This window comes from Sphingomonas sp. STIS6.2, from assembly GCF_000732685.2.
Taxonomy (GTDB): Bacteria; Pseudomonadota; Alphaproteobacteria; order Sphingomonadales; family Sphingomonadaceae; genus Sphingomonas; species Sphingomonas aerolata.
The window spans coordinates 439,687-455,853 of sequence record NZ_JPDP02000041.1; the positions used below are offsets into that span (position 1 = coordinate 439,687).

The following is a 16,167-nucleotide window of genomic DNA, read 5'->3' on the forward strand; positions in this document are numbered from 1 at the left end:
TCACTCCGACAGGTCGCTCAGCAGCTCGCGGACGCGGTCGAGGCGGGCGAGGGGATCCTCGATCCGTTCGCGGACCAGCCAGCGGCGCTTCGCCGGTTCGAACGGCGCCGGAAGGGCGGCGGTCGGATTCCCCGGGGTGAAGGCGATGGCGCCCGGGCCGACATCGATCTGGCGAATGTCGGCGGCGGCGGCGAGTGCGCGGATCCGCGCGCATTCGAGCAGGCGGACGGCATTGTCCGGCAGCGCGCCGAACCGGTCCTCGAGCTCGGCCTGGAACGCGTCGAGCGCGGCGATGTCGCACAGATGCGCGAGCTGGCCGTAGAGCGTCAGCCGCAAGTCGGCCTCGGGGATCCACTCTTCGGGAAGCATGCCGCCGACGCCGAGATTGAGCACCGGCTGGCACTGATCGACCGGTTCGCCGCGCGCGGCCTTCAGCGCGCGACCCAGCAGATGCTGGTAGAGGTCGATGCCGATCAGCTTCATGTGGCCGGCCTGATCCTCGCCGACCAGATCGCCCGCGCCACGCATGTCGAGATCACGCGCGCTGATCGCGAAGCCCGCGCCGAGCTGGTCGAACGCCTGGAGCGTGCGGAGGCGCTTCATCGTCGCCTCGGCGATCATGGCCTCACCGTCGGTCGACAGCAGGATCTGACCGCGCCGGCCGCCGCGCCCGACCCGGCCGCGCAGCTGGTGGAGCTGCGACAGGCCGAACCGGTCGGCATGGTGGACGATCATCGTGTTGGCGCGCGGCACGTCGAGCCCCGCCTCGATGATGTTGGTCGCCAGCAGCACGTCGCCGTCGCCCGCGGCAAAGCTCGCCATTGCGTCGTCGAGCTCGGCCGCCTCCATCTTGCCGTGCGCGATGACGAGGCCGAGTTCGGGAACGATCCGCGTGAGCGTTTTCGCGAGCGGGGCGATGTCCTCGATCCGCGGCACGACGACGAAGCTCTGGCCGCCGCGCGCGCGTTCGCGGCGGAGCGCCTTGCGGACCGCGGCGTCATCGAACGGCGCGACGATGGTGCGGATCGGCTGGCGACGCGCGGGTGGCGTCGCGATGACCGAGATCGCCTGGATACCGACCATCGCCGACTGGAGCGTGCGCGGGATCGGCGTGGCGCTGAGCGTGAGGACATGGCCCGCGCCCATGTCGCGCAGCGACGCCTTGGCCTTCGCGCCGAACCGCTGTTCCTCGTCGATCACGACCAGCGCGAGATCGGCAAAGGCGACGCCCTTGCCGCCGACAGCGCTGGTGCCGACGACGACCGCGATAGACCCGTCGGCGAGCCCGGCGCAGACGCGCTTGCGCTCGGCAGGCGTCGACAGCCGAGACAACGCAGCGACCTCCAGCCCGGTGCCGACAAAGCGCGTGCGGAACGTTTCGAGATGCTGGCGGATCAGCACCGTGGTGGGCGCGACGATCGCGACCTGGCGACCAGCCAGCGCGACAAGCGCGGCGGCGCGAAGTGCGACCTCGGTCTTGCCATAGCCGACATCGCCGACGATCAGCCGGTCCATCGGCTTGCCGCTGGCGAGGTCGCTGCGGACTGCGGCGATCGCGCGGGCCTGGTCGGGGGTCTCGGCGAAGGGAAAGCCCGCGGCGAACTGTTCGTAGAGTGCAACTTCGGGGACGATCGGCGGTGTCGTCCGTGCGTCGCGTTCGGCGGCGACCGCCTGAAGCGCACGTGCGCTTTCCGCGATCGCGGTGTCGATCGCGGCGCGACGCTTGGTCCAGCTTCCCCCGTCGAGCGTGTCGAGCGTCACCGCATCCGCGTCTGCGCCATAACGCCAGATGCGATCGGCTTCATGCACGGGTACGAGCCGGCGGGCGCCCTTGGCATAGTCGAGCACGATCGCGTCGGCCGCGACGCCATCAAGGTCGGGCAGCGCCTCGACCCCAAGAACGCGACCGATGCCGTGATCCTCATGCACGACGATGTCGCCGGTCTGCAGCGTCGCGCCTTCGGCGAAGGCCGCAACGCCGGCACCGGGACCGTCGTCCAGTCGTGCACGGCTGCCGAGCAGGTCGGCGGCAGCGACGATGGTGAGATCGGCATGGACAAAGCCCTGGTCGAGCGGAGCGCAGAGCAGTGACACCGAACCGACGGGTGCGGCCGCCGCCTCGGCAAGGCTGTCAACGTGTTCAGCGTCGACGCCGAGCCGCGATGCGAGGAAACGGAGGTCACGCGCGGACCCGGCGATCGCGAGCCGGCCGTCGGCGATCACCGAACGCGCGAAGCGGCGGAACGCGCGGACGGGATCGCGCCGCTCGATGAAGCGCGGGGTGCGTTCGACCGGGGTGTCGGTAGCGAGGATCTGGCGGCCGGCGGTCGCCTTGTTCCAGGCGCGGGTGTCGACCAGCGCGGCCTTGACCTGACGCGCCGCGGTGCCGTCGGCGGCAAGCGCGAGGAACCGGGTGCGGCGGTCGTCGACCAGGGGGTCAAAATGGAGCGCGGCGTCGGGTAGATGCTCGGTGATCGCGACGCCGTCACCCAGATCGGGTTCGCAGGCGCGACCGACGATCACCGCGTCGAGCGTTTCAAGGCTGCGCTGCGACACCGGGTCATAACTGCGAATTTCGGTGATGACCGAATTGTCGTCGAATTCGATCCGGGCGGGGTTCGTGCGATCGGCCGGAAAGAGGTCGACGACGCTGCCGCGGATCGCGATCTCGCCGGGTTCGTCGACGCGGTCGTCGATCGTGTAGCCGATCGTTTCGGCGAGCGCGGGCAGCGCGGCGATGTCGATCGTGTCGCCGATGCGGAACACCGGTGGTGCCTCATCGAACGCGGCAGGGGCGGGATAACGGACCGCGCTCGCCTCGGTGGAGAGGACGAGGAGGATCGGGTCAGTCGAGGTTGTAGCGGTCGCGGCGCGCAGACGGCGCAGCGCCTCGACCCGGCGGCCGACATTGGCGGCGCTGGGCGGCGCGGAGTCGCCGGGGAGCGCATCGCTCGCAACGAGATGGACGACGGTCATCGCAGGGGCGAACCCCTCAGCGAGACAGGCGATCGCCTCGGCGCGCGACTCGTCCTCGACTACCAGAATGGCACGGTCGATCCCGGCGGTCAGCAACTCGGCAACGACGATCGCCGCGGGCAGAGTCGCCGGTGCAGCGCGCGTGTCACCCGGCAGGTCGATATGGTCGGTACGCTTCAGCATGGCCCCTCCGGTCGGGCCGTTGGCGCCCATTGAATGAACGGTATGCGGGCCGGCTCGTTCCGTGATCCGTGCACGAAATGTTCCGACCGGCTCAGCCGAGCAGGCGGCGATACTCGGATTCCGCATGGCCATAGGTGTCGCCCGCCATCCGCATCAGCACGTCGCGGTCGCGGACCAGCACGCGGCCTCGGACCGAGCGAATCGCCTGTTCTTCCTCGAGCCGGTGCAGCGCTTCGGTCACGCTGCTGCGACGGACGCCGAGCATCAGGCGGAACTCCTCATGCGTCATGCAGATCGCGTCGTCGCGGATGCGATCGTGATAGAGCAGGATCCAGCGCGCCATGCGTCGCTCGATCGAATGCGCGAGCGACGATACGATCGTGCGGCCCATCTGGGTCATGAACACCTGGACGAAACGGAGCAGCGCGAGTCGCAGCGTGTCGCTCTGCGCGGCGGCGGCGTGGAAGCGGTCGAGCGGGAGCTGCAGCGCGAGGCCCTGTTCGGCGCGCATCACGATGTCATAGGGCGAGCGGTCATCGCCGAGCAGCGCGGACCAGCCGACAAAGCCCTCCGCGCCGATCAGCCCGACCGCGAACCGATGATCGCCCTCGAGCGCGTCGAGCACGCCGGCGATCCCCTCCTCGGGAAAGCAGAGCATCTCGATCCGGTCGCCCGCACGCGTCAGCGACTCGCCGACCGCAAAGGGGACGCGGTCGAGATGCGGCGCGATCAATGCGAAGTCGTCGGGGCTCAGACGCTGAAGCAGCCGGTTTCCTGTGCCGCGCGTCGACGACACCTCGCCAACTCCGTCCCGATCGATGGTCTCCAGTCGATTGTCGCCCGCCATCACGCCCCCTGAAACACTGCACGAATTCAATACGATCCGGTCTTCGTCCGGTTTCGTACAGCAACTCCCACGCCGCCGCCGGGGTTGCGCCTTTCAATGTTACAGGAGGCAATTTTGACACATTCCATTCGACGGACGCTGCTCGCCGGCGTGTTTGCATCGACGCTCGTACTTATCCCGGGCGCCGCGCTCGCCCAGTCGGCGCGTAGCGACACTGCGCCGCCGCCGCCCCCGCCGCCCGCCACGAAGATGGCGCCGGCCAAGGCTGCGCCCGACATGCAGGCCGTGCTCGACGCGCTGGCCGGTCTCGGCGGCAAGCCGATCGAGACGCTGACGCCCGCCGAAGCACGCCAGCAGCCCTCGGCTGCGGATGGCGCCAAGGCGGTGATGGCGCAGAAGGGCATGCCGACGACGCCCGACGCGTCGGTGACGACGCAGGACATCCCCTATGGCAGCGACGCCAAGCAGTTCGCCCGCGTGTACAAGCCGACGAGCGCGGCCAATGCCAAGGGCCTGCCGGTCGTGGTCTATTATCACGGCGGTGGCTGGGTGATCGCGGACGTCGCGACCTATGACGCGGCCCCGCGCGCGATGGCCAAGGCGCTGAATGCGATCGTCGTGTCGGTCGAATATCGCCATGCGCCCGAATTCAAGTTCCCCGCGCAGCATGACGACGCGGCAGCCGCCTATCGCTGGACGCTGGCCAATGCCGCGGCATGGGGTGGCAACCCGGCGAAGATCGCGGTTGCGGGCGAGAGCGCCGGCGGCAATCTGGCGGTCGCGACGGCAATCTATGCCCGCGACAATCGCCTGACCGCGCCGCTGCACATCGTCTCGGTCTATCCGATCGCCAACAGCAGCAAGACGCTGCCGTCGCGCAGGGATTCCGCGAACGCCAAGCCGCTCAACGGCGCGATGCTGCCGTGGTTCGGTTATTACTACCAGACCAGCAAGGCGGATGCGCAGGATCCGCGGCTGAACCTGGTCGGGGCGAACCTGCGCGGGCTGCCGCCGACGACGATCATCAACGCGCAGATCGATCCGCTGCGGTCGGACGGCGAGACGCTGGCCGCGGCGATGCGTGCGGCGGGCGACAAGGTCGAGCAGCGCACTTTCCCGGGCGTGACGCATGAATTCTTCGGCATGGGCACGATCGTGCGCGGCGCCAAGGATGCGAACGATCTCGCGGTCGCACGGCTGAAGGCGGCGTTCGCCATGGCTCCTGCGAAGCGCTGATGCGTTGGGAGGGGGATAGTTTCCCCCTCCCGATCCTGCAGCGAGTATCGCCATGACGTCGACGACCCACGCCTCTTCGCCCCGCTATCGCGCCCGCGCGCGGGTCGCGGCCCTGCCGATGGCGGAGCATTGAGATGCCCGTGATGACCACGCCGACGCTGGCAATCGCCTATACCGATACGGGCCCGCGCGAGGGCGATGCGGTGTTGTTGCTGCACGGCTGGCCGGATGATTCCTCGACCTGGGACGACGTCCTGCCCGCGCTTCATGCCGCGGGGCTGCGGACGATCGTGCCGAGCCTGCGCGGGTTCGGCGAAACGCGGTTCCTCGAAGGCGATACGCCGCGCACCGGCAACAGCGCGGTCCTGGCGATGGACGCGATTGCGCTGATGGACGGGCTGGGGATCTCGCGGTTCATGGTCGCGGGGCATGACTGGGGCTCGAACATCGCCGAGGCGCTGGCGGTGGGATGGCCCGAGCGGGTGCAGCGGATCGCGATGCTCGCGACGCCGCCGCGACTGGGCGGCATGCCGACGCCGCCGTTCGAACAGACGCAGCGGCAATGGTATCACTGGTTCATGGCCACCGCGCGCGGCGCGCAGGCGGTGCGCGATGACCCCAGGGGGTTCGCGCATGTCCACTGGACCAACTGGTCGCCGCCGGGCTGGTTCGACGAGGCGACCTTTGCGCGAGTGGCGCGCGCGTTCGGGAATCCGGACTGGGTCGACGTCACGCTGCACAGCTATCGCGCGCGCTGGGACGAAGCGGCGCCCGATCCCGCGAGCGTCTGGCTTGAGGAAGCGGTAAAGGCGAGCGAGACGCTGTCGCTGCCCGCGCTGTACATTCAGGGTGCGGAGGACGGGGTGAACCCGCCAAGCGCGACCACCGCGGTACCGGAGAAATTCTCGGGACCCTTCGCGTTCGTCACCTTGCCGGGCGTCGGCCATTTTCCACAGCGTGAGCGGCCCGAGGCGGTCGCCGACCTGCTCGTCACGCTGTTCACCGGCGATCCCGCCACCTTGTCCGACACGATTTACCGGAGCCAAGACATGTCCAAGTTCAAACCCCTTCTCGCAGGCGCCGCGCTGTTCGCACTCGCCGCCGCCGCAACCGCGGCCGGCGTCGCACAGGCCAAGACCGCGGCGAGCCCGCTGACTCAGGTGGCGACGTTCGACCACCAGGTGACCGGCGTCGCGGTGACCGCAGACGGACGACGGTTCGTCAACTTCCCGCGCTGGACCGACGATGCGCCGATCTCTGTCGCCGAGGTGCTGCCGGACGGAAAGCTCAAGGCCTATCCCGACGATACGTGGAACAGCTGGCGCAACGCGCGCGCGAACGAATTGCCGGTCGGCGACTATTTCGTCTGCGTCCAGTCGATCGTGCCCGATGGCCACGGCAATCTGTGGGTGCTCGATCCCGGCGCGCCCGGTAACGAAAAGCCGCTCGAGGGAGCACCGAAGCTGGTCAGGATCGACCTGGCGACGAACCGCGTGACCAAGGTGATCAACGTCGCGCCCGATGTTGCGCTGCAGGGTACGTACCTCAACGACATCCGCTTCTCGCCCGACGGCAAGACCGGCTATATCACCGATTCTGGCACGCGCGGCGCGATCATCGTAATCGACCTGGAGAGCGGCAAGGGGATGCGCGCACTCGACGGGCATGGCTCGACGCAGATCGACAAGAGCGTGACGGTCATGACCGACGGCAAGCCGCTGGTCCGCCCCGATGGCCGCCAGCCGGCCTTCTCCGCGGACGGGATCGCGATCTCAAACGATGGCAAAACGCTGTATTACCAGGCACTCACCGGCAAGACGCTGTACGCGATCGATACCGGGCTGCTCCGCGAGGGCGTGAGCGCAGCGCAGCAGGCGGCGGGGGTGAAGACCATCGCCGAGACGCATGTCGCGGACGGTTTGTGGATGAGCAAGGCGGGGGTGCTGTACATCACGTCGCCCACCGACGACAGCATCACGCGGCTGGTCGGCGATCATGTCGAGCCGGTGCTGACCGACAAGCGGCTGCGCTGGCCCGACACGTTTTCGGAAGGGCCGGACGGCCGGATCTATGTGACGGCGAGCCATATCCAGGACACCAACTGGTTCAAGCCGGGCGCGCCGGCCTCGCTGCCGACCGCGCTGTTCGCGTTCGACCCCGCGCGGTGACATGAACGGGCGCCCCGGGCATGCAGACATGCCGGGGCGGCTCTGCCCGGCAGCGGCAGAAAACGTCAGATTGCAACAGGGTTAACATAGCGCAACGCGATAACCGCGCACCCCGGGATCGAATGTCGTGGCGTGTCGTTTCGCCATACTAACGATACGGGGTCGCCTTGTTCATTCTGCATTTGGCCCTCGGGGGCTGCCTGAAAGCGCCGCCCATTGACTTCGGCATTACGGCCGACTCCGGGGGGCATCTTGCCTATGTGGTCGACGCAGCATTGGTTCAGGCAGAGCTTCCCGGTGTGGACCGGGTCTCGATCGTTACCCGTTTGTTCCGGTCTGCGGATCTGCCATCCGTGCATGGCCAGCGATCGGAGCGCGTCACCGACAAATTGACGATCGACCGGGTCGATAGTGGCGACGACCGCTATCTCGAAAAGGAGGCGCTCGCCGCCGACCTGCCCGCATTCACCGAGGCGTTTTGCCGTCACATCGCCGGACAGGCGGTCATGCCCAACGTCATCCATGCGCATTTCGCCGATGCCGCAGCGGTCGCGATCGAGGCACGCCGCCGGTTCGGCATTCCGTTCGTGTACACGCCGCATGCGCTGGCGATCGACAAGCGGCGGCAGGGCCTTGGCGGAGCCGAACTCGACACGCGGATTGCGGCGGAAACCACCGCGATCGCTGCGGCAGACGCGCTGATCGTATCGACGCGGGACGAGGCCGAACGGCAGGTCCCGGCCTATGGCGTCGAGGTCGCGGGCCGGATCCACTGCGTCCCGCCAGGCGTACCCCGCCGTCCCGATACAGGAGGCACGGTGACGCTGGTCGACAGCTTGGAAGACTGGCTCGATCGGCCGGATCTCCCGATCCTGCTGGCGATCGCGCGACCGGTGGCGAAGAAGAACCTCGCGGCCTTTGTCCGCGCGTTCGCGGCGGATCCGGTTCTGCACGAACGTGCGAATCTGGTGATCCTCGCCGGGCAACATGGGGGCCAGTCGTCAAGTGAGGAACGGGCGGTGCTGGGCGAACTGCAGGCGCTTGCCGCTAGTCCTGCGCTGCGTGGGCGCTTTGCCTTGCCGCCGCGGCACGATGCGGCGGACGTCACCGCGTTGTACCGGCGAGCGGCGGCAGGCGGCGTGTTCGTCAACCCGGCGCTGCACGAGCCGTTCGGGCTGACCCTGATCGAAGCGGCAGCGGCCGGCGTTCCGGTCGTTGCGACCCGCAACGGAGGGCCAGCGGAGATCGTCGCGCAGATCGGTCACGGCTTGCTGGTCGATCCGCGCGACGAGCCGGGAATTGCGGCGGCGTGTCGTGCGGTGATCGGGGATGCGGGGCTTCACGCGCGGTTGAGCCAGGCGGCACGTGTCGGAAGTGCGGCATATGACTGGCGGCGCTATGCCGATGCAGCGATCGACATCTACGCGGCGTTGCGGCGCCAGCCTGCTCTGCTGGCATGCGACATCGACAACACGCTGACCGGGTCGGTCGATGGTGCAGCGGCTTTCGCACGTTGGCGGCATGGCAGCAGCCTGCCGTTCGTGGTCGCGACGGGGCGCAGCTTCGCCGAGGCGCGCGCGGTGCTGGCGCAGTGGCATTTGCCCGAGCCGGACGCGTTCATTGTCGATGTCGGGACGCGGATCCTCCGTCCGGCGGCGCAAGGCGGGTGGCAGTCCTGCGCAGCGTTCACTGACGCGCTCGATAAGGACTGGGACCGGGCGGCGGTACGTGCGGCGATTGCCCCGCTCGGCATCTGCGCTCAGCCGGTCGTTACCGAGGGCGCGCACAAGCTCAGCTTCTTTGGCGACGCCGCCGACGTCGCAGCGATCCGCACGGCTCTGGCGCAGGCGGGGCTTGCAGCGCGGGTCGTGTTCTCGCACGGCCGGCTGATCGACGTGCTGTCCCCCGGTGGTGGCAAGGCGGCGGCGATCGCGGCCTATGCGGCCGGGTTGGGATTGACGCTCGACGACTGCATCGCAGCGGGCGACAGCGGCAATGACCTCGACATGCTCGACGCGTGCGGGTTCGCGATTGTTGTTGCCAATGCGAGTGATGAACTGGCGACACTTGCTGCGCGTCCCGGGCTGCATCGCGCCACGCGCAACCATGCCGCCGGGGTGGTCGAGGGGCTGGCGCGGCTCGGATTGACCACGCCGGCCGTGCAAGTCGCGGCATGACGCGTCCGTTCGGCTATTTCGTCCACCATCAGGGTCGCGGACATGCGGAACGCTGTGCCGCGATCCTGCAGGCGCTGCCGCCGTCGCGTCCCGTGACGATCTTCTGCGCGCGCGACGACATCTTCCCCGCGCTGCCGGCACAGGCGCGGATCGTAACGATCCCGTCGCTGTTCGAGCCGACCGGGCAGGAAGTGGCGATGGACTGGGTCGCGACGCCCGCGACGCTGCACTGCGCACCGCTCGGCTGGCCGGGGATCCGAAGCGCGATGGCGACGATCGCCGACTGGTTCGCGCAAGCGGACCCCGCGCTGATGATCTGCGACGTGTCTGCGGAGATCGCGCAGCTGGCGCGGATCTGCAGCGTGCCGCACGTCAAGGTGCTGCAGCATGGCGACCGCGGCGATGCCGGGCACCGCGCGGCCTATGACGGCGCCGCCGGGCTGCTCGCCGCGTTCCACCGCGATCTCGCCCAGCCCGACTGGGACGCGGCGATGGTCGAAAAGACCTGTTTCGCCGGAGGGCTGGGGGTCGATACGCAGGGCCCCGACCGGAGCGCGGCGCGGGAGCGGCTGGGGATCGGCGAGCGCGAGGAGATGATCCTCGTCATGGCCGGCGGCGGCGGCAGCGGGTTCGGGCAGGCGCCACTGGGCGTCGGCGCGCGCAGCCGGCCTGCCGCGCGCTGGATCACGATCGGGCCGGTCGTGCGCGACTGGCATGCGACCGAGCCCGCCAATATCGAACATCGCGGCTGGGTGGAGAATGCGGCGGACTATGTCGCGGCGGCGGATCTGGTGATCGCGTCGACGGGCAACACGACCTGCCAGCAGATCCTGGCGGCGGCGCGGCCGTGGATCGCGGTACCCGAGTGGCGCTATTTCGACGAGCAGCACCGCAAGGCCGACGCGCTGGGCGCGGCGGGGGTGGCGTGCATCCGGCCGCATCTGCCGTCGTCGGCGGACGCGTGGACGCAGGCGATCGACGCCGCCTATGCGCAGCACCGCCCCGAGCGGCAGCGCGCGATGATCGCCGAGGCCCCCGCCGACGATGCCGCGCGCTGGCTCGAAGCGCTGGCGGCAAGGCTCTGGGGCACGGCACCGCACCCGGCCTGATCCGTTCTGCCCCCGTCGTTACCCTGTTCCGTCCTGTTCCCAGATCCCATTGGAGCCCTGCCCATGTCCGCTATCTCGATCGTCACGCTGGCCAAGGGGCGGGCCGAGCATCTCTACAATCTGGTTTTGGGGCTCACGCGACAGACGACCCCGCCGCGCGAACTGATCGTCGCGGTGATGCAGGACGAGCCCTATGTCCTGCCCGAGACGGATTTTCCGGTCCGACAGCTGATGATCGCGGGCGAGGCGTTGCCGCTGGCCGCGGCGCGCAACCTGGCGGCGCGGACCGCGACGGGGGAGGGGCTGATCTTCCTCGACATGGACTGCATCCCCGCGCCGGGCCTGGTGGCGGACTATGCCGGGCATCTGGCCACCTATGACGGGTTGCTGATGGGCGAGGTGATGTACCTGCCGGGCGGCGCGACGAAGGGGGACTGGCGCAGCGAGGATTTCGCGGCAGTCGCGGTGCGGCATTCGGACCGGCGCGGCCCGCCTGCGGAGGGGATCGAGGCGTGCAACGACTATCGCTGTTTCTGGTCGCTCAACTTCGCGATGCGGCGCGCGACCTTCCTCGCGGTCGGCGGATTCCACGAGGGCTATAACGGCTATGGCGGCGAGGATACCGATTTCGGCAAGGTGCTCGACACCGCAGGCGTGCCGATCGCGTGGATCAAGGGCGGGCTGGCGCATCATCAATATCATCCGCATCACATGCCGCCGGTCCATCATCTCGACAGCGTGATCCGCAATGCCGAGCTGTTCGAGGCGCGCTGGGGCTATCGGACGATGGGGCACTGGCTGCACGCATTCCGGCTGATGGGGCTGATCGACGATCGGCCCGGCCAGCCGATCCGCGTGCTGCGCCGCCCCGATGACGCGGATCTCGCGCTGACCGGGCAGCAGAGCCACCAGCCCTATGCCAATACCGCAAGCGTCATCCGGCTGCTGGAAGAGCGTGTCGCCGCGAGTGCCGCGGCGGCGTGAGGATCGCCTTGCTCTCGCACGTCCGCCAGCGGATCGCGCAGCCGTTCATGGGCGGGATGGAATCGCACAGCTGGTATCTGGCGGAAGGGCTGCAGGCACGCGGGCACGACGTCGTGCTGTTCGCCAGCGGCGACAGCGACCCGCGCTTCGCGATCGATCCGGTGCTGCCCCAGCATTATGAGCGGGTGTTTCCCTGGGCCGAGCATCGCGGGTCGGCACCGCTGATCGCGCATGTCGACCAAGGCTATATCGCGGCGTGCGAGAGGATCGCGGCGGGCGGGTTCGACGTGGTACACAACAACAGCCTGAGCCGCTTTCCGATCGAGCTGCAGCGGACCGCGATCGTGCCGACCGTCACCTCGCTCCACGTGCCGCCCTATGACGCGCTGCACTGGTTCGTGAAGGCGAGCCCGTCACCGACGCACCGGCTGACGGTTACGTCGCAATCACAGTTGCGCGCCTGGTGGCCCGACGGTGCGCCCGCCGAGGCATCGGTGCTGCACAACGGCATCGACCCCGCGGCGTGGGGGTTCTCGCCCGCAGGGGACGGCAGCGCGATCTGGTCGGGACGGATGACGCCGAACAAGGGGCCGCATCTGGCGGTGCAGGCGGCACGGCGCGCGGGCGTAGCGATCACGCTGTACGGGCAGATCGAAGATCCGGACTATTGGACGGCCGAGGTCGCGCCGCATCTGGGATCCGACGTTCGGTATGGCGGACATCTGGACGGCGCGGCGCTGGCGTCGGCGCTCGGGCAGGCGTCGGTGTTCCTGTTCACGCCGTGCTGGGACGAGCCGTTCGGGCTGGTTGCGGCGGAGGCGATGGCGTGCGGCCTGCCAGTCGCCGCGTTTGACATGGGCGCGGCGCGCGAGGTCGTGGGCGAGGCGGGGTGCCTTGCAGCGCCGGGCGACGTCGAGGGGCTGGCGGCGGCGATCCCTGCGGCGATGGCGATCCCGCGCGATGTACCGCGTGCGCGGGTCGAACGGCTGTTCACGCGCGACCGCTGGCTCGACCGGTGCGAGGCACTGTATGCGGAGGTATGCGCGGCCAAGGCGGAGATGGTCGCGTGACTGTGTCTGCACGGATACGGGGCGATGACGTCATCGCGGCGCAGCAGGAGGCGCTGGCGGCGCTGTACCGGCAGCATGTCGGGCACGGCGACCGCTATGCGCTGCTCGACTTTCCCGATCACGCCAATGTCGGCGACAGCGCGATCTGGCTGGGCGAGATCGCCATGCTCCGCGCGATCACCGGGCGCGATCCCGATCATGTCTGTACCTGGGACGCGTTCGACGCGGACGCGTTTCGCCGCGACAGCCCGGCGGGGGTCGTGTTCCTGCACGGCGGCGGCAATCTGGGGGATATCTGGCCGCATCATCAGCGGTTTCGCGAGGCAATGCTGGCGGAGTTTCGCGACCGGACGATCGTCCAGCTGCCCCAGTCGATCCATTTCCGCGCTGGCGAGGGGCTCGACCGCTTCGCCGCCTGCGTCGCCGCGCACCCCGATTTCCACCTTTATGTCCGCGATGCGCAGAGCCTCGACCTTGCGCGGCCTCTGTCCTGCCCGGTCGCGCTGGCGCCCGATTCCGCGTTCGCGCTGGGGGCGCAGTCGCGTGGGCCGGCGGATTGCGACCTGCTGATGCTGATGCGGACCGATGACGAGCGCGTGGCGGGGGATCGCGGGCCGGTGCCGGAGGGGGCGGTGGTGCTCGACTGGCTCGAGGATGGCATGCTGCCGGCTTGGGAGGCGGGGGTGCCGCGTGCTGCGCACTATGAGCGGCTGGCTGGTGCGCGGGTCGCGCGCGGGCTGACGCTCCTGTCGCGCGGGCGGCAGATCGTCACCGACCGGCTGCACGCGCATATTCTCGCGCTGCTGCTGGGCATCCCGCACGTCGCGCTCGACAATGATTATGGCAAGCTGTCCGCCTATATTGCCGCCTGGACCGCGCCGTCGCCGCTGCTGCTGCGCGAATGATCGACGTCAGTGTGCTGATCTGCACGCGCGACCGTGGGGCGTCGCTGTCGCGCACGCTCGACTCGGTGACGCGCGCGGTCGGCGTTGCGGGGGATGTGGCGGTCGAGATGGTCGTCGTCGACAACGGGTCGAGCGACGATACTGCGGCGCGTCTGGCAGCCTGGCAGGCGGAGCAGGCGTTTCCCGTGATGCTGCTGGCCGAGCCGCGCGCGGGGCTGGCGCGGGCGCGAAATGTGGGGCTGGCGCATGTCCGCGGGCGGATCGTCGCGATGACCGACGACGATTGCGTGCTCAAGCCGGACTATCTGCTCGCGCTCGTCCGCCGGTTCGCGGGGGTCGCGACGCCGACGATCGTCGGCGGGCGGATCCTGCCGGGCGATGCCGCAGACCTGCCGGTGACGCTGAAGCTCGAGGATCATCCGATGGAGCCGGTGCCGGGGGCGTTTCCCGGCGGGTTCGTGATGGGCGCGAACCTTGCCTTCACGCGCGACGTCATCGTGCGGACGGGCCGGTTCGACACCCGGTTCGGCGCGGGCGCGCGGTTCGTGGCGGCGGAGGATACCGATTTCCTGTTCCGCGCGATCGCGGCCGGGGTGGTCGTCGCCTATGACCCGTATTTCGCCGTCGAGCATCATCATGGGCGCTGCCGGCCCGATCAGGTGATCGCGCTGCTCGCGGGCTATGGCTATGGCGACGGCGCGCTCTACGCCAAGCATATCCTGACCGACCGGCGAATCCTGGGGGCGATCCGCCGCGACCTTGGCGATGCGCTCGGCGAGATCCGCGCGGGGACGCGGCCCTTTCCCTATATCCGGCGCTTCCACAGTTTCCGCCTGCGCCACATGCTGCGCGGCTTTCTCGCTTATGCCGGGCACGGGCTTACGGCGCGGGTACGGCTCTCAAACGCACACGAAAAGGCCTGATGCCGCGGCGTCGCAGCATCAGGCCCCTCATCATTCGTATCGACTGAGCCCGCAGACTCAGGCGGTGATTACTTCGAGCGCTCGACCTGCTCGAACTCGAGCTCGACCGGGGTGGCGCGACCGAAGATCGACACCGACACCTTGACGCGGCTGCGGTCGAAATCGAGTTCCTCGACCAGACCGTTGAAGCTCGCGAACGGACCGTCGAGAACCTTGACCTGATCGCCGATCTCGTAGTCGACCTTGACCTTCTGCTTGGGAGCGGCCGCGGCCTCTTCCTTGCTGTTGAGCATCCGCGTGGCTTCCGCCTCGCTGATCGCCTGCGGCTTGCCCATGCTGCCGAGGAAGCCGGTCACCTTGGGGGTGTTCTTGACGAGGTGATAGACGTCGTCATTCATGTTCAGCTTGGCGAGAACATAGCCCGGCATGAACTTACGCTCGACCGCGATCTTCTTGCCGCGACGGGCCTCGGTGATCGTCTCGGTGGGGACTTCGATCTGCTCGACGAGCTGCTCGAGACCCATGCGGGTCGCCTCTGCCATGATCGAGTCGCGGACCTTGCCCTCGAAGCCCGAATAGGCGTGAATGATGTACCAGCGCGCCATGTGCGGACCTTATTGAGCGAGTTTCAGAAGGGCGGTGACGATCGCCTGAAGGATCGAGTCGACGCCGAAGAAGAAGAGCGCGAGGATCGTCGTCATGATGACGACCATCACCCCGGTCATGATCGTCTCGCGACGCGTCGGCCACGTAACCTTCGAGGTTTCGGTGCGGACCTGCCGGATGAATTCGAGTGGGGACGTTTTAGCCACGGTGCTGTTCGAACCCGCCTGATGGAGACATGAAAAGAAGCGAGGCATAGACCCATAACCCGCTCCCTGTGAAGGGTCGCCCCGTCAATAGGGCCCCGTCAAAGGGGTCGGGCATGCGTCCGTCTCGCTGTCGGATGGCGGCGCAGATAGCTTCCGCGCCGACGGAACGCAAGGGGTGGGGCGGCAGCGCTCGCCGGGCGGCCCCGTCATGATCCGACTCGGCAGCGCATGAGGCGCGCTGCACCAGCCTTTCGCGCATGATTGAAAGCATAAGGGGATGCGTGGGAGGCGGGACCGGAAGGCGCGGGGGCGGGCGTTTGCGCCCTCTCCCCCGCCGGCCGTCAACCGGTGCCGGTCTTGCCGGCGGCGCCTCTCCTGCGTTTCTGTTATGTTTGCCGGCGTGACGGACCGTCATCGGTATATCAGCGCGCAGACCAAAAAAAAGGCCGGTCAAAGACCGGCCGTAAAAGTTTTAGGAGAGGATGCCTGAAAGGCACAGTCTTTGTGCATCGCAGCAGCGAATACCACAACTGCGCAAATTGCATTATGAAATGCGTTTTATGCAATCGTGACAGGCGCAGTACGTGGGCCGCTGACCAATGGGTCACGGCAGCTGTCGATCGGCGATGTGGGAAGATCTGGCAGGAGTGCTCGGATTCGAACCGAGGGCCTTCGGTTTTGGAGACCGACGCTCTAACCAACTGAGCTACACTCCTGTGCGGTGGCGGGCTCTAGCGCCATGTCCGCGGCAGGGCAAGCACCTGTTCATGCCCGATG

General features: G+C 68.4%; 12 protein-coding genes and 1 tRNA gene. 8 read left to right on the forward strand and 5 right to left on the reverse strand.

Annotation, left to right across the window (positions count from 1 at the left end; translation table 11 throughout):
- Together sphst_RS08275 and sphst_RS08280 are read right to left on the reverse strand one after the other, a co-directional pair.
- Positions 1–3,159: a helicase-related protein gene (locus sphst_RS08275; protein WP_107045424.1), complete on the reverse strand. Its 3,159-nt coding sequence runs from the start codon at positions 3,157–3,159 to the stop codon at positions 1–3.
- Positions 3,160–3,250: 91 nt separating this feature from the next.
- On the reverse strand, positions 3,251–4,006 hold the full coding sequence (locus tag sphst_RS08280; RefSeq protein WP_107045392.1) for a Crp/Fnr family transcriptional regulator: 756 nt from the start codon (positions 4,004–4,006) through the stop codon (positions 3,251–3,253).
- 114 nt (positions 4,007–4,120) lie between these two features.
- On the opposite strand from sphst_RS08280, the gene sphst_RS08285 reads away from it, so the two are divergent.
- From sphst_RS08285 to sphst_RS08320, 8 genes are all read left to right on the forward strand, one after another.
- Positions 4,121–5,242, forward strand: a complete 1,122-nt coding sequence (locus sphst_RS08285) for an alpha/beta hydrolase (protein ID WP_234387511.1) — start codon at positions 4,121–4,123, stop codon at positions 5,240–5,242.
- A 134-nt stretch (positions 5,243–5,376) separates the two neighbouring features.
- Complete coding sequence (locus sphst_RS08290; protein WP_031393591.1) at positions 5,377–7,410, forward strand: alpha/beta fold hydrolase; 2,034 nt, start codon at positions 5,377–5,379, stop codon at positions 7,408–7,410.
- A gap of 182 nt (positions 7,411–7,592) precedes the next feature.
- Entirely contained in the window at positions 7,593–9,587 is a 1,995-nt protein-coding gene (locus sphst_RS08295; RefSeq protein WP_234387523.1) for an HAD family hydrolase, read from the forward strand.
- Positions 9,584–10,696 (forward strand): glycosyltransferase, encoded by a 1,113-nt coding sequence (locus sphst_RS08300; RefSeq protein ID WP_056406234.1) that lies wholly within the window; start codon positions 9,584–9,586, stop codon positions 10,694–10,696. Before sphst_RS08295 ends, sphst_RS08300 begins: the two co-directional genes overlap by 4 nt.
- Before the next feature lie 63 nt (positions 10,697–10,759).
- Positions 10,760–11,680 (forward strand): glycosyltransferase family 2 protein, encoded by a 921-nt coding sequence (locus tag sphst_RS08305; RefSeq protein WP_056406235.1) that lies wholly within the window; start codon positions 10,760–10,762, stop codon positions 11,678–11,680.
- Entirely contained in the window at positions 11,677–12,750 is a 1,074-nt protein-coding gene (locus sphst_RS08310) for a glycosyltransferase (RefSeq protein ID WP_056406236.1), read from the forward strand. The genes sphst_RS08305 and sphst_RS08310 overlap by 4 nt, the downstream gene beginning before the upstream one ends.
- Entirely contained in the window at positions 12,747–13,655 is a 909-nt protein-coding gene (locus sphst_RS08315) for a polysaccharide pyruvyl transferase family protein (protein ID WP_234387512.1), read from the forward strand. The genes sphst_RS08310 and sphst_RS08315 overlap by 4 nt, the downstream gene beginning before the upstream one ends.
- Positions 13,652–14,578: a glycosyltransferase family 2 protein gene (locus sphst_RS08320; RefSeq protein ID WP_107045395.1), complete on the forward strand. Its 927-nt coding sequence runs from the start codon at positions 13,652–13,654 to the stop codon at positions 14,576–14,578. Before sphst_RS08315 ends, sphst_RS08320 begins: the two co-directional genes overlap by 4 nt.
- A gap of 68 nt (positions 14,579–14,646) precedes the next feature.
- Here the strand turns inward: sphst_RS08320 and nusG are convergent, their stop codons facing one another.
- From nusG to sphst_RS08335, 3 genes are all read right to left on the reverse strand, one after another.
- Positions 14,647–15,183: a transcription termination/antitermination protein NusG gene (gene nusG / locus sphst_RS08325; protein WP_031393771.1), complete on the reverse strand. Its 537-nt coding sequence runs from the start codon at positions 15,181–15,183 to the stop codon at positions 14,647–14,649.
- Between the two features lie 9 nt (positions 15,184–15,192).
- The gene (secE, locus tag sphst_RS08330) at positions 15,193–15,390 is read right to left on the reverse strand and encodes a preprotein translocase subunit SecE (RefSeq protein ID WP_031393770.1); all 198 of its coding nucleotides are present in this window, start codon (positions 15,388–15,390) and stop codon (positions 15,193–15,195) included.
- Positions 15,391–16,029: 639 nt separating this feature from the next.
- Positions 16,030–16,106 (reverse strand) — tRNA-Trp (locus tag sphst_RS08335).
- Between the last annotated feature and the right edge of the window lie 61 nt (positions 16,107–16,167).

Coding starts and splice junctions, on each gene's coding strand:
- sphst_RS08320 (WP_107045395.1), top strand. CDS start 13,652: ATGATCGACGTCAGTGTGCTGATCTGCACGCGCGACCGTGGGGCGTCG.
- sphst_RS08305 (WP_056406235.1), top strand. CDS start 10,760: ATGTCCGCTATCTCGATCGTCACGCTGGCCAAGGGGCGGGCCGAGCAT.
- sphst_RS08275 (WP_107045424.1), bottom strand. CDS start 3,159: ATGCTGAAGCGTACCGACCATATCGACCTGCCGGGTGACACGCGCGCT.
- sphst_RS08280 (WP_107045392.1), bottom strand. CDS start 4,006: ATGGCGGGCGACAATCGACTGGAGACCATCGATCGGGACGGAGTTGGC.
- nusG (WP_031393771.1), bottom strand. CDS start 15,183: ATGGCGCGCTGGTACATCATTCACGCCTATTCGGGCTTCGAGGGCAAG.
- sphst_RS08290 (WP_031393591.1), top strand. CDS start 5,377: ATGCCCGTGATGACCACGCCGACGCTGGCAATCGCCTATACCGATACG.
- sphst_RS08300 (WP_056406234.1), top strand. CDS start 9,584: ATGACGCGTCCGTTCGGCTATTTCGTCCACCATCAGGGTCGCGGACAT.